This window comes from Pseudoalteromonas sp. Angola-7, assembly GCF_028599255.1.
Classification (GTDB): domain Bacteria; phylum Pseudomonadota; class Gammaproteobacteria; order Enterobacterales; family Alteromonadaceae; genus Pseudoalteromonas; species Pseudoalteromonas atlantica.
In genome coordinates, this window is sequence record NZ_JAQREL010000003.1 from 156,283 (window position 1) to 178,918 (window position 22,636).

The 22,636-nt window shown below is 42.2% G+C and carries 25 protein-coding genes; 14 read left to right on the forward strand and 11 right to left on the reverse strand.

What is annotated here, in order from left to right:
- Positions 1-21: 21 nt before the first annotated feature.
- Positions 22-987, forward strand: coding sequence for a DMT family transporter (locus PSH50_RS05665; RefSeq protein WP_273587433.1), 966 nt, complete (start codon positions 22-24; stop codon positions 985-987).
- On the opposite strand, the gene PSH50_RS05670 is transcribed toward PSH50_RS05665, so the two are convergent.
- The 3 genes from PSH50_RS05670 to pdsO are packed head-to-tail and all read right to left on the reverse strand — an operon-like array spanning position 876 to position 4,232.
- Positions 876-1,475, reverse strand: a complete 600-nt coding sequence (locus PSH50_RS05670) for a class GN sortase (protein ID WP_273587432.1) — start codon at positions 1,473-1,475, stop codon at positions 876-878. The genes PSH50_RS05665 and PSH50_RS05670 overlap by 112 nt on opposite strands.
- Positions 1,472-3,454, reverse strand: a complete 1,983-nt coding sequence (locus tag PSH50_RS05675) for a marine proteobacterial sortase target protein (protein ID WP_273587431.1) — start codon at positions 3,452-3,454, stop codon at positions 1,472-1,474. The genes PSH50_RS05670 and PSH50_RS05675 overlap by 4 nt, the downstream gene beginning before the upstream one ends.
- 46 nt (positions 3,455-3,500) lie before the next feature.
- Positions 3,501-4,232, reverse strand: a complete 732-nt coding sequence (gene pdsO / locus PSH50_RS05680) for a sortase-associated OmpA-like protein PdsO (RefSeq protein WP_273587430.1) — start codon at positions 4,230-4,232, stop codon at positions 3,501-3,503.
- Positions 4,233-4,432: 200 nt separating this feature from the next.
- Between pdsO and pdsR the strand changes: the two genes are divergently transcribed.
- The 3 genes from pdsR (at position 4,433) to PSH50_RS05695 (ending at position 7,563) form a co-directional block, all read left to right on the forward strand.
- Positions 4,433-5,122: a proteobacterial dedicated sortase system response regulator gene (gene pdsR / locus PSH50_RS05685; protein ID WP_004586111.1), complete on the forward strand. Its 690-nt coding sequence runs from the start codon at positions 4,433-4,435 to the stop codon at positions 5,120-5,122.
- Complete coding sequence (pdsS, locus tag PSH50_RS05690) at positions 5,122-7,257, forward strand: proteobacterial dedicated sortase system histidine kinase (RefSeq protein ID WP_273587429.1); 2,136 nt, start codon at positions 5,122-5,124, stop codon at positions 7,255-7,257. Before pdsR ends, pdsS begins: the two co-directional genes overlap by 1 nt.
- Before the next feature lie 141 nt (positions 7,258-7,398).
- The gene (locus tag PSH50_RS05695) at positions 7,399-7,563 is read left to right on the forward strand and encodes a hypothetical protein (RefSeq protein WP_024033174.1); all 165 of its coding nucleotides are present in this window, start codon (positions 7,399-7,401) and stop codon (positions 7,561-7,563) included.
- 8 nt (positions 7,564-7,571) lie between these two features.
- Here the strand turns inward: PSH50_RS05695 and PSH50_RS05700 are convergent, their stop codons facing one another.
- Complete coding sequence (locus PSH50_RS05700) at positions 7,572-8,822, reverse strand: multifunctional CCA addition/repair protein (protein WP_273587428.1); 1,251 nt, start codon at positions 8,820-8,822, stop codon at positions 7,572-7,574.
- Positions 8,823-8,947: 125 nt separating this feature from the next.
- Here PSH50_RS05700 and PSH50_RS05705 point away from each other — a divergent pair, with 125 nt between their 5' ends.
- Complete coding sequence (locus PSH50_RS05705; protein WP_004586108.1) at positions 8,948-9,175, forward strand: hypothetical protein; 228 nt, start codon at positions 8,948-8,950, stop codon at positions 9,173-9,175.
- Positions 9,176-9,183: 8 nt separating this feature from the next.
- Here the strand turns inward: PSH50_RS05705 and PSH50_RS05710 are convergent, their stop codons facing one another.
- The 4 genes from PSH50_RS05710 to PSH50_RS05725 are packed head-to-tail and all read right to left on the reverse strand — an operon-like array spanning position 9,184 to position 13,034.
- Positions 9,184-9,684 (reverse strand): DUF1543 domain-containing protein, encoded by a 501-nt coding sequence (locus PSH50_RS05710; RefSeq protein ID WP_138576894.1) that lies wholly within the window; start codon positions 9,682-9,684, stop codon positions 9,184-9,186.
- Between the two features lie 20 nt (positions 9,685-9,704).
- Entirely contained in the window at positions 9,705-11,054 is a 1,350-nt protein-coding gene (locus PSH50_RS05715; RefSeq protein WP_004586106.1) for a sigma 54-interacting transcriptional regulator, read from the reverse strand.
- A gap of 2 nt (positions 11,055-11,056) precedes the next feature.
- On the reverse strand, positions 11,057-11,578 hold the full coding sequence (locus PSH50_RS05720) for a hypothetical protein (protein ID WP_248462308.1): 522 nt from the start codon (positions 11,576-11,578) through the stop codon (positions 11,057-11,059).
- A gap of 4 nt (positions 11,579-11,582) precedes the next feature.
- A complete protein-coding gene (locus PSH50_RS05725) occupies positions 11,583-13,034 on the reverse strand; it encodes a HAMP domain-containing sensor histidine kinase (protein ID WP_273587427.1) in 1,452 nt (483 codons plus the stop codon).
- Positions 13,035-13,335: 301 nt separating this feature from the next.
- Between PSH50_RS05725 and PSH50_RS05730 the strand changes: the two genes are divergently transcribed.
- From PSH50_RS05730 to PSH50_RS05750, 5 genes are all read left to right on the forward strand, one after another.
- The gene (locus PSH50_RS05730) at positions 13,336-13,569 is read left to right on the forward strand and encodes a calcium dependent protein (RefSeq protein ID WP_004586103.1); all 234 of its coding nucleotides are present in this window, start codon (positions 13,336-13,338) and stop codon (positions 13,567-13,569) included.
- A 25-nt stretch (positions 13,570-13,594) separates the two neighbouring features.
- Positions 13,595-13,822: a hypothetical protein gene (locus PSH50_RS05735; RefSeq protein WP_004586102.1), complete on the forward strand. Its 228-nt coding sequence runs from the start codon at positions 13,595-13,597 to the stop codon at positions 13,820-13,822.
- A 289-nt stretch (positions 13,823-14,111) separates the two neighbouring features.
- Entirely contained in the window at positions 14,112-14,348 is a 237-nt protein-coding gene (locus PSH50_RS05740) for a calcium dependent protein (protein WP_024033183.1), read from the forward strand.
- An 8-nt stretch (positions 14,349-14,356) separates the two neighbouring features.
- Positions 14,357-14,593 carry a calcium-binding protein gene (locus PSH50_RS05745; protein ID WP_004586100.1) on the forward strand — a complete coding sequence of 79 codons (237 nt, stop codon included), beginning with the start codon at positions 14,357-14,359 and terminating at the stop codon, positions 14,591-14,593.
- 131 nt (positions 14,594-14,724) lie between these two features.
- Positions 14,725-16,401 carry an amidohydrolase gene (locus PSH50_RS05750; protein ID WP_273587426.1) on the forward strand — a complete coding sequence of 559 codons (1,677 nt, stop codon included), beginning with the start codon at positions 14,725-14,727 and terminating at the stop codon, positions 16,399-16,401.
- An 18-nt stretch (positions 16,402-16,419) separates the two neighbouring features.
- Here the strand turns inward: PSH50_RS05750 and PSH50_RS05755 are convergent, their stop codons facing one another.
- Complete coding sequence (locus PSH50_RS05755; RefSeq protein WP_024033185.1) at positions 16,420-16,662, reverse strand: YgjV family protein; 243 nt, start codon at positions 16,660-16,662, stop codon at positions 16,420-16,422.
- A gap of 486 nt (positions 16,663-17,148) precedes the next feature.
- On the opposite strand from PSH50_RS05755, the gene PSH50_RS05760 reads away from it, so the two are divergent.
- Complete coding sequence (locus tag PSH50_RS05760; RefSeq protein ID WP_004586096.1) at positions 17,149-17,805, forward strand: Crp/Fnr family transcriptional regulator; 657 nt, start codon at positions 17,149-17,151, stop codon at positions 17,803-17,805.
- Positions 17,806-17,949: 144 nt separating this feature from the next.
- On the opposite strand, the gene PSH50_RS05765 is transcribed toward PSH50_RS05760, so the two are convergent.
- Both PSH50_RS05765 and pepB read right to left on the reverse strand, forming a co-directional pair.
- The gene (locus PSH50_RS05765) at positions 17,950-18,516 is read right to left on the reverse strand and encodes a phosphoribosyltransferase (protein WP_004586095.1); all 567 of its coding nucleotides are present in this window, start codon (positions 18,514-18,516) and stop codon (positions 17,950-17,952) included.
- 182 nt (positions 18,517-18,698) lie between these two features.
- Positions 18,699-19,994: an aminopeptidase PepB gene (gene pepB, locus PSH50_RS05770; RefSeq protein ID WP_273587425.1), complete on the reverse strand. Its 1,296-nt coding sequence runs from the start codon at positions 19,992-19,994 to the stop codon at positions 18,699-18,701.
- A gap of 120 nt (positions 19,995-20,114) precedes the next feature.
- On the opposite strand from pepB, the gene sfsA reads away from it, so the two are divergent.
- From sfsA to gluQRS, 3 genes are all read left to right on the forward strand, one after another.
- On the forward strand, positions 20,115-20,831 hold the full coding sequence (gene sfsA / locus PSH50_RS05775; RefSeq protein ID WP_273587424.1) for a DNA/RNA nuclease SfsA: 717 nt from the start codon (positions 20,115-20,117) through the stop codon (positions 20,829-20,831).
- 226 nt (positions 20,832-21,057) lie between these two features.
- Positions 21,058-21,501, forward strand: a complete 444-nt coding sequence (gene dksA / locus PSH50_RS05780) for an RNA polymerase-binding protein DksA (RefSeq protein WP_004586092.1) — start codon at positions 21,058-21,060, stop codon at positions 21,499-21,501.
- Between the two features lie 16 nt (positions 21,502-21,517).
- Complete coding sequence (gene gluQRS / locus PSH50_RS05785) at positions 21,518-22,459, forward strand: tRNA glutamyl-Q(34) synthetase GluQRS (RefSeq protein WP_273587423.1); 942 nt, start codon at positions 21,518-21,520, stop codon at positions 22,457-22,459.
- The last annotated feature ends 177 nt before the right edge of the window (positions 22,460-22,636 follow it).

Genomic DNA, 22,636 nt, shown 5'->3' on the forward strand with positions numbered 1-22,636 from the left:
TAATTTGATAAAATTTCATTTATGCCAGCCAGTTTATGCCTAATTATTGCCACCTTTTTATGGGGTAGCTCCTTTATTGCACTTAAGTATGCTATTGCCGTTTACGACCCTGCACTAGTTATATTTTTACGCATGCTAACCACTTTAGTTTTATCGCTTTGTTTATGGCGTTATGTAATTAGGTTTGAGTATTTAAAAGGCGATTGGAAGTACTTATTAGGTATGTCGCTCGCAGAGCCATGCTTGTACTTTTTATTTGAAGGCCACGCAATGGAATACACCTCGGCCTCTCAGGCGGGAGTTATTGTTTCGTGCTTGCCTATTATTGTGGCGTTGATGGCGTTTTTTATGCTTAAAGAGTATATAAGTAAAGCCATTGTGATTGGGTTTACCCTGTGTATTGGCGGCAGTATTTTACTTACTTTGCTTTCACCAAATACCGATCAGGCCCCTAATCCATTATTGGGTAACTTTTTAGAGCTTATGGCCATGGTATGCGCGGCGTTTTACACCATTAGCATTAAGCACTTAGCCAATCGCTACTCGCCGTTAACGCTAATTGCTTTACAAGGCATAAGCGGCAGTGTGTTTTTTGCACCGTTTTTGTTTTTTATCGACTTACCAAGCGAAAACCAGCATGACCTAACCGCCCTTATGAGCATTTTGTATTTAGGCTCGTTTGTCACCTTAGGTGGCTATGGTATGTATAACTATGCAATTGGCAAAGTGTCGGTATTAACGGCTGCGGCTTATTCAAATTTAATTCCTATTTTTACACTTATTTTATCGGCCATTATTTTGGGTGAGGTACTCGATTTTTGGCAATGGGTAAGTATATTTGTTGTTTTTGCAGGGGTGATGATAAGCCAACGGCATCAAGAGCTGGTGGTAGATATACCGCTTAATGAAGCTGGCGATGACTCTATCAACTCAGCCGATACAAGCCATCTTAAATCAGTACCCGATGCCAGCGAGTCAAAAGGGTAACAGGTTAATAAATAAAGCCCTGGGGTTTGTAAAAAGGCCTGTTGGGATTGATGAATAACCTCAATCCCTTTCACTTTGTAGTGCTGTATTACGCCACTTTGCAGCTGCAGCGTAAACGTTTCACCCACTTTGGTGTGTTTTAAAAATGCAAAGTGGGTATCGTTGTGGCCCGCTATTAACGCACCGCCATGTTTATCTCCAAGCTTTGCCCCTGGTAAAAAGTGGCTTGGTGCAAATGCTAAATTACGACCACTTGCCCCAGCTAAAACGCTAAGCACTTTATTATGCACAGGCCAGTTAAGCTGCGCGGTTACAAAGCTGTCGGCGTAAAACCACGGTTTAACGCGAGCGTGTGGCGTAATAAGCGCCTCTTGCCAGGCCTGCTCTATTAATACTTGGGCAAGCCATGCCTTAGCTTGCATATAAGCACCATGAGAAAACAGCCCCAGCCCAGCGATTAATAAGCCCGCACTTAGCCACTTTTTCATTTAAGCCCTCGGTTTATTTTAACCGCGCCATAGCCAAGTAATATAATGCAGCCCAGCAATATGTACAGTCGGCTTTGCCCATCGGTTTGTGGTAAACGCATAGCCAATCCTTGTGGCGCTGCGTTCTTAGCCAGTGCCGTTTGCTTTGCAGGCTCGTTAATTTGAGTGTGCTCAATAGCTATAAAAGCAGTAAACGGGCTCAGTAGTTGGTGTGTGAGCGCCAGCCCCTGCACCTCATTTTTAACTGACTGACGGTCATTATACAAAAGTAACGATTTAATTTTTTGGCGCGCCCACAGCTTATCAATCCCTTTTGCGCTGGCGCTATTTTGTGCGCTTAATTTTATATTTAAAGGGCCTTGAGCGGTTTGCCCACTAAGCGTAATTTGATTTGTATCATTTAGTTTTATAGCCACCATTATTGGCTCGCCAAAATATAAATCGGGCAAAGGAGATGGCCAAAAATCTAAACTGTGAGTGCTTTCATCGCGCAGTGCTAAATTAGTGATAGCGGGATGAGCAAGCTTATCAAATAACTGCTGCATTTTAGGCTGTACCTCATGGGTGCTGCCAATAAACGTAAATGACCCTTTACCTATATCAGCTGCGCGACGCATAAAAAAGCTATTGGGTGCACTGCCAATGCCTACAGTAAATAAACGGCTATCACCCAATTTACGCTGAATATTTTTAAATAAGGCATCTTCGTTACTCACACTGCCATCCGTTAAAAATACCACTTGGCGTACAAAGCCTTCAAAGCTGCTGCCATCAAGTACCGCATCAAGTGCACCTTGTATTTCGGTACCACCGTCGGCCTCTAGGCTATAAATAAAGCGCTCAGCGCGGCGTAAGTTAAAGTCACTAGCAATAAGGGGTTTATCGCTCATGGGGGTAACCACGTTATCAAAGCCAATAATGTTAAAGCTGTCGTCACTATCAAGCAAAGACAGCGCATAAAACAGGGCCTTTTTAGCTTGCTCCATAGATTGCCCGTGCATAGAGCCTGAGGTATCTACAACAAACACCATTTCGCGAGGTAGGCGCTGCGTTTGTGTAAAGTGATCTGCTGGCGGCATTAGCATAGCAAGCCCGTACCGGTCGCCGTTTTCAAACTGCTGGGTAAAAAATGCTGCTTGTGCGCTTTCTTTTTGCAGCGGTTTAAACTCAAGTACAAAGTCGCGATTGGCCCCCGCTTGCTCATTTAAAGCAACCGTATATTGCCCAAAGGCCGGGTTTTGTACTTCAACATGATGAAATTTAGACGTTATATCTACAAGCTCTAAGCCTACATCTATATCAATATTTAAACTAAATTGGCTGCTTGGCGCCTCGCTGTGCTGCGTTTTGCTATATACAGGGCTTAACCATCCTTGTGGTGCATGGCTTAGGCTAGTTTGCTCAGCTTCAATATTTGCGCTTATTGTGTGATAGCGCGGCGTAATGGTACTTGGGAAGCGAATAGCAAATGTGCCATTGCTGTAATCAATGATTTCTTGGTATTCAAGCTCTATCACAATTTGCTCGCCAGGGCCTATATTTGCCACGTTAGTAATAAACATATTAGCGCGCTGCTGGCGTACAAGTGCGGCTTGCTTGCCAGCATTTTTAGCTGCTTGATACTTTTTTTCGGCCTCTACTTTTTTATCTATTTGGCCTTTTATGACTCGCTCACCTATGCGCATCGTCATCGCATGCACGGCGCTTTCATCAGGTAGAGGAAACACATAACGCGCATTTACCGCAAACGGATTTTCGTTTTGATAAGTTTGCTTAACAACCACGTGATTTATCAGCCCGGTTAGGGTCATGTTAGCATCGCTTTTTAATATAATTGCCGGCGCGACAGATGCGCCGCTGCGGTCAAAAAGTTCAAGCTTGGGCGACTGTGCACGGCTATTAAAACTAAGTAGAAGCACAGCCACTAAGAAAATAAAAATGCTTACTTTAGTAAGCATTTTGGTTGGGTTACTCAACATAAAATCACTCCATCGAACGCTTAACTTTACTCAAATAAAAGTGGCTTTAGTTACTTGCCGTTTGACCATTTACTGGGTTTATTGAGCGGGTAGTAAGTGTTACGCGTCGATCAAAAAAGTTATCTTCTACGGTATTGCTGCGCGCTAATGTTTGTTGCTCGCCAAAAGCGTGCGCACTTAAACGTGTATGGCTAATACCGTGCTTTATAAGGTAACTTTGCACTGCGTTTACACGTTTTTTAGACAATAAAAGATTCGCTTGCTCATCACCGCGCTGATCGGCAAAGCCACTTAAATCTAATGCTAGTTGCGGCTGATTTTTTAACAGCACCACAAGCTGGTCTAACTGCGTAGCAAAGTGCGGGGCAATAGCACTTGAGCCGGTTTTAAATTGTACTGTCAGGGCGAGTAAGTTATTTATTTGCGATTGTGTTAACTGCTCATTTTGATTAGTTAGTACATCTAACTGCTGCTCTAGCCTATTGTTTTGATTAAGTACCTGTTGGTAGTCGCTGGTTTTTTGCTGCATCACTGTTATTGCTCTCTGCTGCTGGGCAATTTTGTCATCAGCTACTTTTGAATCACCAATTAAGCCCCCGGCAAATGCGCCAATAAAAGCACCAATTGGCCCACCAACGACACCACCAATAATGGCGCCAGTACCTAAGCCGATGGCGGTTTCTTTATGTGCTTCTTTAGAAGGGGTGTTAGCGGCTGCTGCAAATGCAGGTGTACACACTGTGGCTACTAGCGTTAATGCGATTAATGTCTTCTTCATAATGTAATCCTTAAACTTGTTTTAATTTGTGATGTTTTGTTTTGATGGTTGTATTAAAACAGCTGCAAGTGGCAACAAAAGGGAGCAAAAATGGCAAACCGCTGAGCAATTGTGGCAAAAAAATGGCAATTGCCTTTTTAAGCGTACATAACTGAAAAACTTCGATATAGTGCGTTTTAAAATAAATAAGGTTGAGTAGAATGAAAAAAATAGCCATCATTGAAGATGAAACCGCCATCCGCGAAAACTATATTGAAATGCTTAGCGCCCAAGGTTACCAAGTAAGTGGTTTTGCTAACCGCGTCAGCGCAGAGATTGCATTTAAAGACGCCCTACCCGATTTAGCCATTGTTGATATTGGTTTAGGCCACGAAATAGACGGCGGTTTTTTGCTTTGCCAAACCTTGCGTACGCTTTCTAAAACTCTGCCTATTATTTTTTTAACCGCCCGCGATAGCGAAATAGATACCGTGTGTGGCCTGCGTATGGGCGCCGATGACTACCTAACAAAAGATATTAGCTTAGCCCACTTGGCTGCCAGAATAGGCGCGCTATTTAGACGCATGGAAGCGCTTGAGCAGCCCGCCGATGCCAATGCATTAATTACACGCGGCCAGTTAACGCTCGACACCCAGCGTATGCAAGTATTTTGGCAGCAGCAATTGGTTGATTTAACCGTGACCGAATTTTGGATGTTGCACTCACTTGCGCAGCGCCCAGGCCATGTAAAAAGCCGTAACGATTTAATGAGCGATGCAAAAATTTACGTAGACGACAGCACTATCACCTCGCATGTAAAACGCATTCGTAAAAAGTTTATCGCCCTTGATAACAACTTTGACTGCATAGATACGGTGTACGGCATGGGCTACAGGTGGGAACAACGCTAATGTTACGATTTGGCCTGCGCAGTAAATTTATATTACTGTCGTGTTTTTTGTTTTTACTGCCTTGGCTTGGCTACGAGTACGTGTGGGAAATGGAAAAGTTTTTACGCCAAGGCCAAGAAAAAACCCTCGTAGGCACCACTCGCGCGCTCGCCACCGCCCTGCATGAGCGCCCAGCACTTTTTGATGAGCAAACCAACTTTTTAGACCAGGTAGTAAAAGGGCGCGACTTATATGCGTACAATCTTAAAAACGCCATTCAACTCGATGGCAAACTGAGCGACTGGCAAAGCTATCAACCACTCTTTTGGCATTACGATAAACGCTATTTACAAAAAGCAGACAAGGAGCATAAAGCTGAGGATTTATCGTTTGATCATATGGTTGGAAAATTTGATAACTACTTATATGCCGTGTTTAAAGTAACTGACGATCACCTTGTATATCGTGCTAAAAATAGTTTAAGCATTACTAATAACGACCATTTAATAATTGGCCTAAAAAGCCCAGACGGAGATTTTAATACGTACATTATTGCCCCACGCCAAGATGGCTGGGTAAATGCGTTTGATGCTAATACCAAAACACCGTTTACAAAAATTCAGGGCTATTTTATACGCACTGAATCGGGATATAACTTAGAGCTGCGCTTTCCTATAAATATGCTTGGTAACAAGCTAGGCTTTGCCGTGGTCGATATTGACACAAAAAAAGCGCCGCTCGATTTTAAAACAATGTCGACCTCTAATTTAAATAACCCAAGCGATTTAGGCTCGGTATTGGTGCCCTCACCAGAAATTAACCGAATTTTAAAAGGTATGGGTCACAGTGGTAGCCGTATTTGGGTGGTTGATAACCATCATCGCGTATTAGCGCAGTCGGGCACAATTCAAAATGCCGATGGCGTATGGGCCGACGGCCTTAAAAACCAGCCGCCTAAAAATGCCTGGCAACGCTTTGAGCAAACGTATTTGCACCCACTTTATTATAAAATTTTAACTCGCCCCGAAAACGAATTTTTAGATACCCTGCACGATGTTGCCTCAATGCAAGGCACGCATTTAGCTAAGGCACTGAAGGGGCAACCAGCGTCGTCTTGGCGGTTAACCCCCGACAGTAAAGCCGTTATTTTATCGGCGGCATACCCTATTTGGATAGAAGATAAAGTGATTGGCGCAGTAATCGCCGAGGAAACCACTAACGGTGTTCGCACCCTGCGTAATAAATCGCTCGAAAAGCTTTTTAACGTTATTTTAGCGGTGATGCTAATTGGCACCGTTACGTTGTTCTTTTTTGCCTCGCGTATTTCGAGCCGCATTAGGCGACTGCGCGACACCGCAGAGCAAGCCATTGATGCCCAAGGGCGCATTACCGGCAGTATTAATTACAGCGACTCAAACGATGAAATTGGCGACCTTTCACGAAGTTTTGCCAATATTGTTGGCCGCTTAGGCGGGTACACTAATTATTTAGAAAATATGTCATCGCGGTTATCTCATGAGCTACGTACACCGGTGGCTGTGGTTCGCTCTTCTTTAGAAAACCTACAAAGTTTAGAGCAAAATGAGCTTAGCCAAAAATACCTAGAGCGAGCTAGTGAAGGGGTTGAGCGATTAGGTAAAATAATAACCACCATGAGCGAAGCCACGCGCCTTGAACAAAGCATTCAAAGCAACGAGAGCGAGCCGTTTGATTTACAAAAAGTAATTAATGGCTGTATGCAAGGCTACCAGCTCACTTACCCTGAGCAGTTATTTGACCTTGATGTATGCCAAAGCCCTTTACCTATGCAAGGTGCTCCCGAATTTATAGCTCAGCTACTTGATAAGCTTATTAATAATGCGCTGGAATTTAGTGAAGCAAATACGGCTATTAATGTAGGTCTTAAGCAGAGCGAAAATAAAGCAATATTAACAGTGAGTAATACAGGCCCTGCCCTGCCTGAAGGGCTAACTGAGCATATTTTTGATTCTATGGTGTCGGTGCGTAGCCAGCAAATGCAGCAGCAACCGCACTTAGGTTTAGGGCTTTATATTGTAAGGCTGGTGTGTGATTACCACAAAGGCAGTGTCACTGCGCAAAACAACGAGCGCGGTAATGGCGTGGTGTTTAAAGTAACCCTGCCTTTACAAAGCTAAGCTATGCATAAAGTGGCGCCCTACTGAGTCGCCCTTATTTTTTGCACATCGATTACAATTTACTACAACTTAAAATGTAACTATTCACTTTTAATTCAGTCAAACGGCCATACCCTGAACACTAATTAAGGAGAATAGATCATGAACAACCCACTTGAGCGTGAAGAGATCGAATTTATTTTTGATCTATACAGGCCCCAAGAGCAAGCACCTAGCTTGCCTTCAGAGCCTGCCACCTCTACATATAAAAACTTACGACAGCCAGAACAAGTTAAAAACGAAGGCGTGTCTGAATACCTCAGCTAGGGTATTGCCTATTGCGTTGCTTGCTCGTTTTGTAAAAATGCTTTGATGCAGTTTATTTCTGCCAGTTTTACCTCTTCGCCTATTTCTGGGCCTTTTTTGCCATTTTTAAGTGCAGTTTGTACTACCTGCTTTTTATCCATTTTTTGTAATTCATTAAAAATTGCACGCAGTTTAGCCCCTTGCGGATAGGGCTTATTTACGAGCGTTTCTCCGCGCCCTTGCGCATCACATTGGCATGCTTGGGTAAACGCAATAAATCGCTCTGGGTGCACTAAAGCATTTAAATTAGTGACAATTAATTTATGAATCGTTTGTGGTCTTAATTGCTCCAGCGTATGGCATAAGGTGTGATTATCGCTGGTGAGTACGCCAATATCACGAAAACGATTAGGCACTTTTAAACGCTCACAAAACTTTTCTATTACGGCTACCCCTTCGCGTTCATGAACGCGTAAATTACCGTGTTTTTTAAAGCTCAGGGCCTTACCAAAATCATGAGTGAGTGCCGCAAACCGTGTTTCTAAATTAAAATTTAAATCGGCAGCGCGCCTAAGTACCAACATAGTATGAACAAACACATCACCTTCTGGGTGGTGGTTTGCAGGTTGCGGCACCCCTTGCATACTCTCTATTTCAGGGAAAACACCTAAGCCATGTAATGCTTGAAAATACAGTTCAGGGTGTTTTTCACCCAGTGCTTTTTCGGTTTCGAGCCATACGCGCTCGGGCACTAAATGATTAAGCTCACCTTTGTTTTTAAGCTCGCGCATTAATGCATAAGTACTTGGGTGAATACGCCATTCACTTCCGTAGCGTGCTAAAAACCGGGCTATGCGTAATACCCTTACCGGGTCTTCTACAAAGGCTTCTGTGGTGTGGCGCAGTATTTTATTGTGTAAATCGCTTTGGCCATTAAAAGGGTCAATAACGGTGCCGCTTTCATCAAGTGCCATTGAGTTGATGGTTAAATCGCGCCGTGCTAAATCTTCTTCAAGGGTGACATTAGGGCTGGCATCTACCACAAAGCCGGTATAGCCTTTACCGCTTTTTCGCTCGGTGCGGCCCAAGGCGTATTCTTCTTTTGTTTTTGGGTGTAAATAAACCGGAAAATCACTTCCTATAGGCACAAAACCAAGCGACTCCATAGTTTGGGGTGTTTCGCCTATAACAACATAGTCGTTATCTTTTGATGCTATATTAAGTAGCTGGTCGCGTACCGCGCCACCAACAAGGTAAACTTGCTTAAGGTTGTGTTTCACTGTTTATCCTAATCACACTGGGTGGTTATTTAATGTCGATCATACCATTAAAATAGCCATAGTTTGCCAAGCTTAAGTAAGCTCATTACAATAGCGCTTTATTTTAAGCCATAGCCTTATACTCAATGAAAAATCATTCATCAAAAAAAGAACTTATGCTACTGCCTATATTACTTGTGGTTATTGTAATGTGCGTGGCGGGTCACTTTTTATTACAGGCTAACTTTCAAGATAGCAACATGGTTGAATACATGTTGGCAGCGCTGCCCTTTGCGATGTTTGGCCTAGTTATTGTGGCATTTAAAATGGCAGCTAAAAGCGAAGCCAATGAGCAAAGCGAGCAAGACTCTTAATTTTACTGTTAAAGAATATAATACCCAAACCAATCTGGTTTTATTGGTTGAGTATGCCCACTTGGCGTAAGCTTAATATTTAGTTGGCTGTCGAGCAGGTCTATAGCAAAGCAGTCATCTACATCATGTAAATCATCTTTATGAATATGGCTAAGGCCTGCAAGCAAATCGCTTTTAGCGCGCTGCTTGGCCTCTGCTGCGCTACTGGCAACATACAATGCAAAGTCGTGTTGCTCTGCCATAGAGTCACTTCTGTAAGCGCCTAAATTAACAAAGTACAGCTGCTTATTTTGCTCAACGTAGGTATCAACGACTTCTACTTTATAACCGTCGATATGGTTAATTGCCATGTAGCTGTCCATATGCACATTGTTTTTATCGCCCACCCATTGGCTTTTTAGCTTTGAATAAGTTTGCTCAATGCTTTGCCCTACGACAAAGCGAATATCGTGCATTTCTATGTGGCAGCCTTGAATTCGCCCACCCAGATACACCATAAATAACTGCATTTAATAACCTTACTCTTAAATTACACTAAATTATCGACATCAATATTGTGTTTTTTTATTAACTTATAAAAATCCGAACGATTACGTTTGGCAAGCTTTGCACCTTCAGCTACGTTACCACCGGCCATTTTTAGGGTGTTTATTACATAATCGCGCTCAAACTCTTTTTTGGCATCATTTAGAGAAAGCGGCTCTGCACTGGCTTGGTTTGAGTTAAGTGCGTTTAACACTAAGTGCGCAGAAATTACCTCGCTGGCGCTCAATGCGACCACTTGCTCTACAACATTTTGTAACTGGCGTATATTCCCAGGCCAGTCGTAACGTACTAGTGCATGCATGGCATCGTTTGCAAAGCGCTTTTCTTTTTGGTTCATACGTTTAGCAATACTTGCGCTAAAGTGCTGGGCAAGCAGGCTTATGTCTTCTCGGCGCTCACACAGCGGCGGTAATTTTAAATTAACAACATTTAGGCGGTAGTATAAATCTTCCCTAAATTGTTGGTTGCTAATCGCATCGGGTAAATTTTTGTGAGTGGCCGATACAATGCGCACATCAATAGGAATTTCTTCCTGAAAGCCCACCGGGCGTATGGTTTTTTCTTGCAGTACACGCAGTAACTTAACTTGTAAATTAAGCGGCATATCGCCAATTTCATCTAAAAATAAGGTGCCGCCTTGAGCTTGCTGAAATAAACCTTGGTGATCTTTCACCGCCCCTGTAAAGGCGCCTTTTTTATGGCCAAATAATTCTGACTCTAAAAGCTCCCCAGGCACTGCGCCACAGTTAATGGCCACAAAAGGTCCTTCGCTTACATGGCTGTGTTGATGAATCGCCTGAGCCAGCAGCTCCTTACCGGTACCGCTGGCGCCAGAAATAAGTACATTTACTTGGGTTGGCCCCAGTAATTTTACTTGCTCAAGGAGGTGTAACATAGCGCCACTGCGCGTTACTATATTGCTTTTTTGGGGCGATTCTTCTGCGTTTACGCCATGTATTTCAATGGCTTTGGCTAGGCTGTCAAACAGCTCGTCTTTATCTACCGGTTTTGTAATAAACGCAAAAATGCCTTGTTTTGTCGCCTCCACCGCATCGGGTATAGAGCCATGCGCTGTCATCATTATAACCGGCAGTGCTGGGTAGCGGCTTTGTAATTGGCGATGTAAGGCCATGCCGTCCATTTCGTCCATACGCAGGTCTGTTATAACTGCATCAAACACTTGGTTTTTAAGAATTTGTAATGCAAGTATGCCGCTTTCGCAGGTTGTTACTTCATACCCTTTAGACTCGATTCTTAGTGCAAGTAATTTAAGTAAACTTGCATCGTCATCAACGAGTAATACTTTTGCACCTTGTGGTGTGTGTGTTGCCATAATTACTGCTCCTTAGTGTCTTCGCGTAGTAACAGCTGCTGCTCTATGGTGGCTAAAGACGATAACGTTTGCTGCATTTTGTCATTTAACGCCTGCTGCTCTTTTAGAGCATTTATTTGCCGAGTAACATGCTGCTTTTGAAGCCATAAATATTGTTTTATTGGCTCAGGCCAAAAGTAGGCTAAATCGAGTTTTTGTAATCGTGTCATTACCTCCTCTGGCGCACTTGAGGTGTTAACACACATGAATTTAAAAAAACGTTTTAGCTCTTTTTCACCTAAATAAGTATGTAGGCTTGGCTTTACTTTAAAACCGCCACATTGATTAGCATGCCATGCAACAACACGTTCTGCGCTGGGGTAAACGGGGTCACTTTTAGGGCGCTTTTTAGGATTTGGCACCGCATTTTTTGCAGGCTCAACCTCCTGCGACACTGCTGCTGTTTGTGTGTTATTTGTTTCACACCCAGCTAAAATAACCGTACTACTGAGCACACATAAAATAGCTATTAAACGCGTACGCATGCTATTAAACTCCTTGATTAATTAAAGGTATTTTTATTGTAAATAAGCAGCCTTGGGGCTGGTTATGCTCAACACTAAGCTGGCCTTGTAACTGCTCAACCGACTCTTTTACTATGGTTAAACCTAAGCCACTGCCTTGCAGCGTAACATCTTTATTATGCTTGCCTTGGTAAAATGCGCTGAATATCTGGGTTTTTTCTTGCTCTTTAATACCACAGCCTTCATCGCGCACTTGTATTGTTAGTAGCTTTTGCTCAAGTGCTAAGGTTACATCAACACTTTGCCCTGTATTTGAAAATTTTAATGCATTAGAAATGAGCTGAATGAGGGTCATTTCTATCAGCTCTGCGGGTAATGCAAGTGGCTGTTTTGTTATGCTGTTGTGCCAATTTAAGCGTTGCTGCTTAGCCGTTAAGCGGTGCTCAAAATGGCTGTTTATTTTATTTATTAAATTGCCAAATTCGACTTCGCTAACGCTGTCTTTACTGGTTCTGATAGCGTTATAACTAAGTAGACTGTCAATCATAGTGCGCAAACGCACCATAGATTGGCTAATAAGCTCAAGCACAGCTTGCTGCTCTTTTGTAATGGGGCCGACTATTTCATCGCTAAGTAAATCGGTACCCTCGACCATTGAAGCCAACGGCGTTTTAAGCTCGTGGGTTACATGGCGTAAAAAGGTATCTTTTTGTTGCTCAAGCATATGTAGCTGCTCTTGCACCCATTGTAGTTTTTCGCCTAATTCCACCAGCTCACTTGAGCCTTGCACTGCAATTTTTTGCTGCCAGTGGCCTTGTCCTAGTTTATCTATTACCGACGTAAGCCCTTTTAAACGCTTGCTTATGCGCCATAAAAAGCCTCCACCCACTAGTAAAGTAAGCGGAATAAGCGCCACTAACCAGTTAATAAACGAACTTTGTAAAGTACTTAATTCGCTTTGGTTATTTTGAATTTGCGCTGCATTCGTATCGCGCAACCACACCGTAAGCTCAGCCACTAAATCGCTAATAGGCACAAACAATGCAGCATCTTGTTGGTTATTTTCAATTAAAGCTTGATGAGTACTACGCAATGTTGTTGCTAAGCGACGCCACTGCATAGTGTATTGCTGTGTGGCACTGGCTTGGCTGAGCGTGTCGATTGTTTGTAAGGAGGATTGCCACTTTTCGTTTATTAACGTGTCGAGCGACTCGCTTTTTAACACCCAGTTTTGTCGCGTTGCCCGCTCTAGGCTATTAAGCTCTTGCTTTAAAAAATTAAACGACTTAGTAACTTGGTAATTATTACTGACAATAAGCTGGGTAACAGCGAGCTGTTTGTTTAACGCATTTAAAAAAACAATAACCACCAAACTAAGCGGCAGTAACGACAGCAGCATACTAATTATAAACTGACCTATTAAGTTAGGCCGCCAATTAAGCATTGCACGATACTTGTTAGCCAACGTTACAGGCATTATCATTTCCTTTTATTATTTTAAGCGCCCTATTTTAGTTACTTACCTTATACTCTCGCTGAATCAACTTCTATATTTAACCCAATATATCCTCCTGTTGCCATTTAGCAACACACTAAGTTATTGATAACTATATTAACGACTAATAGCACCTACCGCCTGTTGCAAAAATAACACACATTTAAGTAAAAAATTCCGACCAGTGCCCCATAAAAAATACAAACCATTGATTTTAAACATTTATTTAAGTTGGCACCATTTTTGTAATAGTGAGTGCAACTTTAATCAATAAGGAAATTAAATGAACAACCGCTTTTTAGTAATTTTACCCATGCTGGCTTTTGGGTTTATGGGCACAGATGCAATAGCTATGGACGTTCAAGCTACATTTAATGAGCTAGATAAAGACAGTAACGGCACACTTAGCGAATCAGAAGCGGGTGAAGATGCCGTACTACACGAAAACTTTTCACAAATAGACACTAACCAAGATGGCCAGTTGTCGCTAAGTGAATTCAAAAAGTTTATTCAGTAAATTCATTTAATTAGGGAACATGATTATGAAACAACTTATCGCAGCATTTGCATTAATGTTTTTAGCCATTAGCGCCACGGCTTTAGCCTCTTCTGTCAACATTCGCTTTGCTCATTTAGACAAAGATATGGATGGAGCAGTATCGCTTGCAGAAGCCAAACAAGATAAAGAAGTAATGAGGCAATTTGCCGATTTAGACGAAAACCAAGACAAGAAAATTTCTAAAGAAGAGTTTCAAAATTTTAAACCTTAATTGTGATTAAGCGCTTTAATAACAAACTCAATAGTAACGATGTTTAAGTCTTTTTCTCTGGCTAGAAATTTTAAGCAGTTAGCGCTAAAGCTGACTGCTTAAAATAGATTTATTATCCACAGCTGAAGTTAATTAAGTTTTACTTAAGCTTTTACCTAGTAAGGTAGGTTTCAAAAGCATTTGCCATAATCCCTGAGGGAATGTGTAAACGGATTTAATGTTGGGAAGTTAAATTATGGCAAGTGCTTTTTTTATTAATCTACAAACACTGTATGTTGGAAGGAAAACCATGAAGTGTGTTTTTTTTAGTGTTATCGCTATTACTATGATCAGCTTTAATGCTGTTGCGTTAGATGTTAAACAACGTTTTGATCACCTTGATGCCAATAAAAGCGGCTTCTTAACAGAAGACGAATTAGAGCCACAGCCTCAGCTACTCAGCACCTTTACTCGCTGGGATAAAAACCAAGACAAACAAATCTCGCTTCTTGAGTTTAAAGACTATTTAACCAATAACCTTTACTGAGTATAAGTATGAAGACTGTAAGCTATTTAGCGCTTGTTGCGCTTGGCCTTTTTAGCGATGTAAGCCTTGGCCAAAGTACAGAAGTTGCCGATAAATTTGAAAAGTTTGACCGTAACCACGATGGCTTTTTAACCCGTTCAGAAACCGCCATTGACCCCGCCCTTTGGTCGCGTTTTTCAAGTTATGATAAAGATAAAGACGGCAGACTTACCCTTTCGGAATATGGCATATACGCCAGTAAGTAACTCTTTTTTATAAGCGTAAGCGCTAAATTTTTAACAGCCCTTACGCTTTTAAGCTATCTACCTCAACATATTGGTATTCTAAAAGTGAGTTTGCTAGGGTTATTTTACTAACAATAAAAAATAACCAATTTATGCAACTCAAAAAACTATTTAACCCACTACTGCTTACCGGTTTATTTGTAAGCAGCACTGCGATTGCGCAAACGCAGGTCATTTACAACGCTAATGGTTACACTCCCTTATACCAAGGTGGTATTCAAACGTTTTCTACTTTAGTGATTAAAAACGGTAAAGTTGTTAAAACTGGAGATGATACGCTTAAAAACACTTTTCCTGATGCCAAACTTATTGATGCCAAAGGTAATACGTTACTGCCAGGGTTGATTGACGCTCACGGGCATGTAATTGGCCTTGGCGATAACTTATCGCAACTTGATGTACGCGGCGCTAAATCGGTCGCTGAAATAACCACAAAGTTAGAGCAATTTGCGAAAAATAAACAAGGCTGGATATTAGGGCGAGGCTGGAACCAAGAGCTGTGGAGCGACACGCGCTTTCCTACCGCCAAAGACTTAGACAAAGTAGTCAATGACCGTCCAGTGGTACTTTCGCGCGTTGACAGCCATGCAATTTGGGTTAACAGCAAAGCCTTAGAGCTGGCCGGTATTACCGCAGCCACTCAAGCCCCTGACGGCGGCGAAATTATTAAAGATGAATTTGGTAATCCAACCGGTATTTTTGTTGATAAGGCCGAGTCGTTAATTACCCAGCATATGAGCGCTCCTTCAAAACAAGCTATAAGCGACTCGCTAGATGCCGCAGGCGCGCACTTATTAAGCTTAGGCATTACCTCTACTCACGATGCCGGTATTGATAAAACCACCTGGGAAGTTTACAAAGAGCGCAGCGAGCAAGGTAATTTGCCACTAAGAATTGTCGCTATGCTAAGTGCTGCTAGCCCTGATTTAAAGCACATGCTTAAGGCAGGGCGCTATCAAGATGCTGCATCGTTTATGTCTATCCGCAGTGTAAAAGTATATGCCGATGGCGCATTAGGCTCGCGCGGGGCTGCGCTAATTGATGACTACGCAGATAGAAAAAACCACCACGGCCTAATGCTAGAAACCCAAGCCAAGCTTGAAGAATTATTTACTTTAAGCTTCAAAAATGGCTTTAGCGCCAACACTCATGCAATTGGTGATAAGGCAAATAAAGTGGTACTTGATGCGTATCAAAACGTGTTTAAGCAAACGGGCGGTATGCTACTGCGTAACCGCATTGAACACGCGCAAATAGTCACCCCTGATGACATTCCGCGCTTTAAAGCACTTAAAATCATTCCATCTATGCAGCCTGTGCATGCCACCTCAGATATGCATATGGCTCAGCAGCGCTTGACCGATAACCAATTACAAGGTGCATATGCATGGCAAACATTTTTAAAGCAAGGCTCTGTGATTGCAGCAGGCTCTGACTACCCAGTAGAGCTGGCAAACCCTTTTGATGGCTTGTATTCAGCCATTACCCGTATGGATCATAATATGCTGCCTGAGAACGGCTGGCGCGCAAGCGAAGTGCTAAGCCGCGAACAAGCCCTAAGAGCGTTTACACTTGGCGGCGCGTATGCAGCGCACCAAGAGTTTAAAATAGGCAGCTTAGAAAACGGAAAATGGGCAGACTTTATTTTAATAGACAAAGACTATTTTAAAGCCCCTGTCGATGAGATTTATAAAACACAGGTTTTACAGACTTGGGTAGCTGGAGAATTACGCTATGAAAAAGAAATCAAAGAAGAAAAAATAGATTAAGCGTAAAAAAGGGAATGCTTATGCATTCCCTTTTTCAATATTAACTTTAGGCTGTCGGTAGAGCTTTATAATATGGTACATATTTACCAGCGCTAATAAGCCATTAGTAAACGCAACAGGCACTGCACCAATAGCCACACCGTAAATAGTAAATACAATACAACCAAACATATTATACCAACGCAGTTTTACTACATCGGTCATTGTTAACGATGCAACCAAGAAAGCTGATGCAATATAACCTAAATATTCCCAACTCAATTGTTCTCTCCTACCCTTTAGGTTAGCATTACGCCAATGCTAACGTGTGGCACTTGTCAGTGTTACAACGTTTAATACCAATGCGCAATAATACTCAATCATTTTGTGGGCTAAACGTGTCGCTACCTGCGTTAAAAAATGCTCATTTACGACTGCATGGATGCAGAAGGTAGAGCAATGTAGGAGCAATTGCCGAGAACGACTAAATAGCGATTTTTTGCCTAGCTATCAACACGTTTTCCTAGCCTTAAAATTGATCACTTAATTAGGCTGATTGGTATAAAATAAAAAAAACTAACTTGCTTAAAAAACCTTAAAAAGTATATTGGTTGTAGCCAATAGCTTCCTAAATCATTACACGGGAAATGAAGGTATTACGTACTTAGCAAGGCTAAATACAGTAGCAAGTTAGCGTAAATTCTTAGAGCCTTAATAATATCGTCATTAAGGTGTAATAAATAGGACAATTGTCCGAAGAGCATATTGATGTTTCAATACCATTTTTCTAGTTACCTTGTTGAACAATTACTCACTTTTGCAGGGAGTAGCTATCAACAATCAAAAAAAGAAGTGCTGATCCACCAAGATCAACCACTTAGTAAACTTGTGCTGGTGCGCAGCGGTACTATTTCATTTAGTTATGACGTAGGTAACGGACGCCGCCTATTATTAGGCCAATTAGATTGCAACAACACCCTAATTGGTGAAATAGAAGCACTAAACAATAACCCATGTATTTATACGGTCACCTGTTTTAGCGATGTAACCTATAATTTAATAGAGCTTCGCCACTGGCGAGCATTACTACTCGAAAAGCCAGAGCTGAGCTTATACACCGCGCAAACCATTGCGGCTAAGTTTCAAGAAAACCAAAAAATTAATTTAGATAAGTTACTGCTGCCTTTAAGCTACAACATAGCTAAAGACTGCTTACTACGCGCCGAGAACAATAACCCAACGCTACTGCGCGCATACCCAACCGTTAACGCCGAAGCAGAGCGCTTTGCAACCACTGAGCGAGCTTATCGCCGCGTAGTTACCGAGCTTGTTGAAAAAGGCTTAGTGCAGCGCAGCTCCCATGGGCTAAAAGCGGTCGATACACAAAGTTTAAGTGATTACGTAGACAGTTTTGCGCAGCTGTAAAAAAATCAGACACAAAAAAAGGCCGTAATGGCCTTTTTTAGTTTTTATGGTATTTATTAGCACTGCGCTATAGCAGCAATTTATTTAAAACGAGTACACAAACACGCCCCCGCGCAAATAAACTCCTACTTAACGCTTAGGCAATTACTTATCTAATAAAATATCTTGGATATTTACTAAATCAGATTTACCTTCAATTATTTCATCTGGCGTTAAACCCGATAACTCATGCGGGAACACTAACCACTCTTCTGACTCATGAATAAAGTAATCTGGCACCATCTCTACTTTTGAGTTTTTAGGCTTATAGTACGGACATGCCACACGAATATCGCGTGGTAAATTTAAGCGCATAAGCTCAGAAAGCTTTTCTTTTAGTGCAAATATACTGCGGCCAGAATCAAACACATCATCAACAATAAGCAGTGAGTCACCAGCATTAGCGTTTTCTACAATGTAGTGTAGGCCGTGTACTTTTATTTCTTTAGATTGCTTGCCAATACCGTAATAAGACGACGTACGCACCGCAATGTGATCAGTCTCAATGCCTTTGTAGTCGTAGTATTCTTGCACAGCAATACCAATAGGTGCACCACCTCGCCAAATACCAATTATAAAGTCTGGACGAAAGCCATCTTTATAAACTTGTGCCGCTACGCGGAATGAATCTTCAAGTAGCTGTTGAGCTGTGATGTAGCACTTATCTGACATAGTTTAGAACCCCAGTGGTGAGTATAACATTTGAGTGTAGGCACTTTAGCCAATAATTAAACACCCAAACAGGTATTGGCGAAGGATTTTACCGTAAATAAAAATAAATTGCTTGCCTGCAAATAGCAAAATAGACACCAATTGGTGCCTATTTTATGTATTAAACGCCTAGTTACGTACTATTAAGCTTTTTCTAACAATGTACGTGCCACTGTGCGCATACCTTGCGTAGTTGCACCTGCAGCCCATTGGCTAGTGCTACCCATATTAAATGCTGCAGCTAAATCAATGTGTACCCAACCTTTACCATCGTTTGGTACAAAGCGAGATAAAAAGCCTGCTGCATTTGATGCGCCGCCGTAACCGCCACCTTTTTGAGCGCGGCTATTTGCCGTATCAGCATATGGAGATGGGCAGTTTTGCTGGTGCCATTTTTCAAGCGGAAGAGGCCATGCAGCTTCCATTTCTTGCGATGCAAAGTCTTCTACTTCGCGTACCAGCTCTTTATCCAGGGCAAATAATGCGTTGTACTCTTGCCCTACAGCAACGAGTGCAGCACCGGTAAGTGTTGCCGCATCTATGATTAGCTCTGCGCCAGTTTCGCCTGCAGCCATTAGGCCATCGGCAAGCACTAAACGCCCTTCAGCATCGGTGTTTACAATTTCAACGGTTGTGCCATTTTTGTAGGTTAAAATATCACCTAGTTTGTAAGCGTGGCCCGAAATTAAGTTCTCTGCACAGCATAAAAATAGCTTAATGCGTTTTCCTATACCGCGGTTAATAGCCAGTGCTAAACCCGCTGTTACCGTTGCCGCGCCACCCATGTCGCACTTCATTCCTAGCATACCTTCGCTAGATTTAATTGAGTAACCGCCAGAGTCAAACGTAATACCTTTACCTACAAGCGCCGCGCTTACCGGCGCGCTTTCATCGCCTGTTGGGTTGTAATCAAGCTCAAGTAAAACAGGTGGACGCTCAGAGCCACGGCCCACAGCATGAATACCAATCCACTGTTGCTCTAATAACGCATCGCCTTTAATAATTTGGTAGCTTACGTGTTCAGGCGCTAACGATTGAATAAATTCGGCGGCTTTTTCAGCAAGGCTTTCAGGGTAAATGTCATCGGCTGTGCCGTTTACCATTTCTCGTGCCCACGTAGCTGAGGCTTTTAAATGCGCAAGCTCGTTTAGATCTGATTGTGCGTTATCAACAAATTCAACACCATGTAATGATTTAGGTGTTACAAACCCTTGGTAAAAAGCCCATTGGCTTTCTGTGCACCATGTATCGCCCGCAAGCTCAACCTGTTTAACACCTTGGCTTACAATTGTTCGCGCCGCTTTTTGAACATTTTTTAATGTTTCTTGCTCAGATAAATGAACCGTTGCGCCTTGCTCGTTAAAAGACAACGCCGCGTTTTCGCCCCAATGGCTTGGTGCTGCTTGCTCGCTTAGTTGAACAACAAATTTTTCACTCATGTTAGAATACCCTTACACTTAAATGTGCCACCGAGTTTACTATAGTGAGTACAAGTTCCCAACAGCTTGAGATAAATAACATAAACCAACGCATCTGCAGCGTTTAGCATTGGAATTTAAATGAAATACACCCCAGCTTTACAGCCCGCCACGTTATTAAAACGCTATAAACGCTTTTTAGCCGATCTCCAACTTAACGATGGAACTGAATTTACCGCCCACTGCGCCAACACCGGTAAAATGACAGGTTGCGCAGAGCCAGGTTTTAGCGCTTTTTATTCAACCAGCGATAACAGTAAACGAAAATACCCTCAGTCGTTAGAGCTCACTCAAAACACCCTCTCGCAATTAATATGCGTTAATACCGCCGTGGCAAATAAAGTGGTCGAAGAGGCTATCAACAACCAGGTTATTACAGAGCTTAACGGCTACGAGCAGCTTCAAAGTGAAGTAAAATACGGCAGCGAAAACAGCCGTATCGACTTTTTACTCACCAGTGACAATAAACCCGCTTGCTATGTAGAGGTAAAGTCAGTCACCTTGTTAAGCGAAACCGCACCACAAAGTGGGCAAGGCTACTTTCCGGATGCGCAAACCGTGCGTGGGCAAAAACACATTCGCGAATTAATAGAAATGATCGAACAAGGCCACCGCGCAGTATTACTGTTCGCTGTTTTACACCAAGGTATTAATATTGTGAGTGCAGCAAGCCACATAGATAAAAAATACAGCGACTTATTAAACCACGCGATTAAAAAAGGCGTGGAGGTATACGCTTATAAGGCATCTATTTCGCCTAGTGAAGTAACGCTTAGTGAGAAAGTGACCTTTAAATAAAAAATTTAACTTGCTTTTAAACTTTATGCCCATATAACTAGGCAAGTTTAAATACCGAAATAACGATTAATAAAGCATCAAAATCAAAATATGAGCCTTTTTAGTCAACACACTGGTTGAAGCTAATTCGATTAATTAAAAAATAAATTTGCCTAGGGTATAAGATTCTGCTATTTATACCGCCGGCTAATGCTGAGGCATTAAATTAAGGATTTAGGAGAGAGTTATGCCAGACCAACAAAGACATGGTTTATTGGCTCAAGCCGGTTTAGAACCATACCAAGAAAAGCCGGGCGAAGAGTATATGAATGAAGCACAACGTGCTCATTTTAAAGCGATTTTAGAAGCGTGGCGTAACGACTTACGTAATGAAGTTGACCGCACAAAATCGCATATGCAAGACGAAGCTGCCAACTTTCCTGATCCAGTTGACCGCGCTGCGCAAGAAGAAGAGTTCTCTTTAGAACTTCGTACTCGCGACCGCGAACGTAAACTGATCAAAAAAATTGAAAAAACAATTATCTTAATTAAAGAAGATGATTTTGGCTTTTGTGAGTCATGCGGAATCGAAATTGGTATTCGTCGTTTAGAGGCGCGTCCAACCGCAGATTTATGCGTAGACTGTAAAACCCTTGCAGAAATTAAAGAAAAACAAGCTGGGCGCGGTTAATTAAAATTAGTTAACTATGTCTCCTACAGCCGTTACCACGCCAAAGCGTGACTATCGCGGTCGATTTGCACCGTCTCCTTCTGGGCCACTTCATTTTGGCTCACTTGTGGCGGCTGTGGGCAGCTACCTTGATGCTAAAGTAAATCAGGGTAAATGGTTAGTGCGCATTGAAGATATAGACACCACCCGCGTGGTTAAAAATGCCGACACCCATATTCTAAATACCTTACAAGCCTACGGCCTTTACTGGGACGAATCCGTTGTTTATCAAACTCAGCGCCTACCTCTTTATCAAGAGATAACAAACAAGCTGATCCACCAACAATGTGTGTATGGTTGTCGCTGTTCTCGCAAACAAATAAAAGCCATGGGTGGCATTTACCAAGGTCACTGCAAAACGCTTAACTTATCAACAGAGCAAGGCGCACTTCGTCTTAGCCAACAGCACCCTACATGCCATTTTAACGATTTGATTCAAGGCGATATTACTGTAAATAGTGCATTAGCCCATGAAGATTACATAATAAAGCGCAGTGACGGATTATTTGCCTACCAGCTAGTCGTGGTTATTGATGACATTGAGCAAGGTATTAATCGTGTGGTACGTGGCGCCGATTTAATCGAGCCTACAGCACGGCAAATCAGTTTATTTAAACAGCTTAATGCGCCCATTCCCCAATACGCACATTTACCCCTTGCGGTGGCCGAGCCTGGTTTTAAACTCTCTAAACAAAATTATGCGCCCGCTATTAGCACAGACAATCCAAAACCTGCGCTTATTGATGCGTTTGAATTTTTAAACTTACCTGTGCATAGCCAATTGAATGATTTGTCTGTGGAGCAATTAATGGTGTGGGCTATTAACGAATTTAGCTTAACAGCGGTGCCAAACATACCCGAAATACAAATATCGCAAGGTCAGTATCCAAACAGCACTAAATTTACGCATTTAAGCTAATAAAAAACTTAAAAACGGCTTAATTTCAGTCCATCAACTTAATTTTTATACCGCGCTGGTATATGATAGCCGCCTAAATAGAGGCTATTTACAATAAATACAAAGCACCGCACTATAATACTTAATTTATGTGCTTTTGATTGCGATGACCAGCCAATCATCATTTCTGTAGGAGAC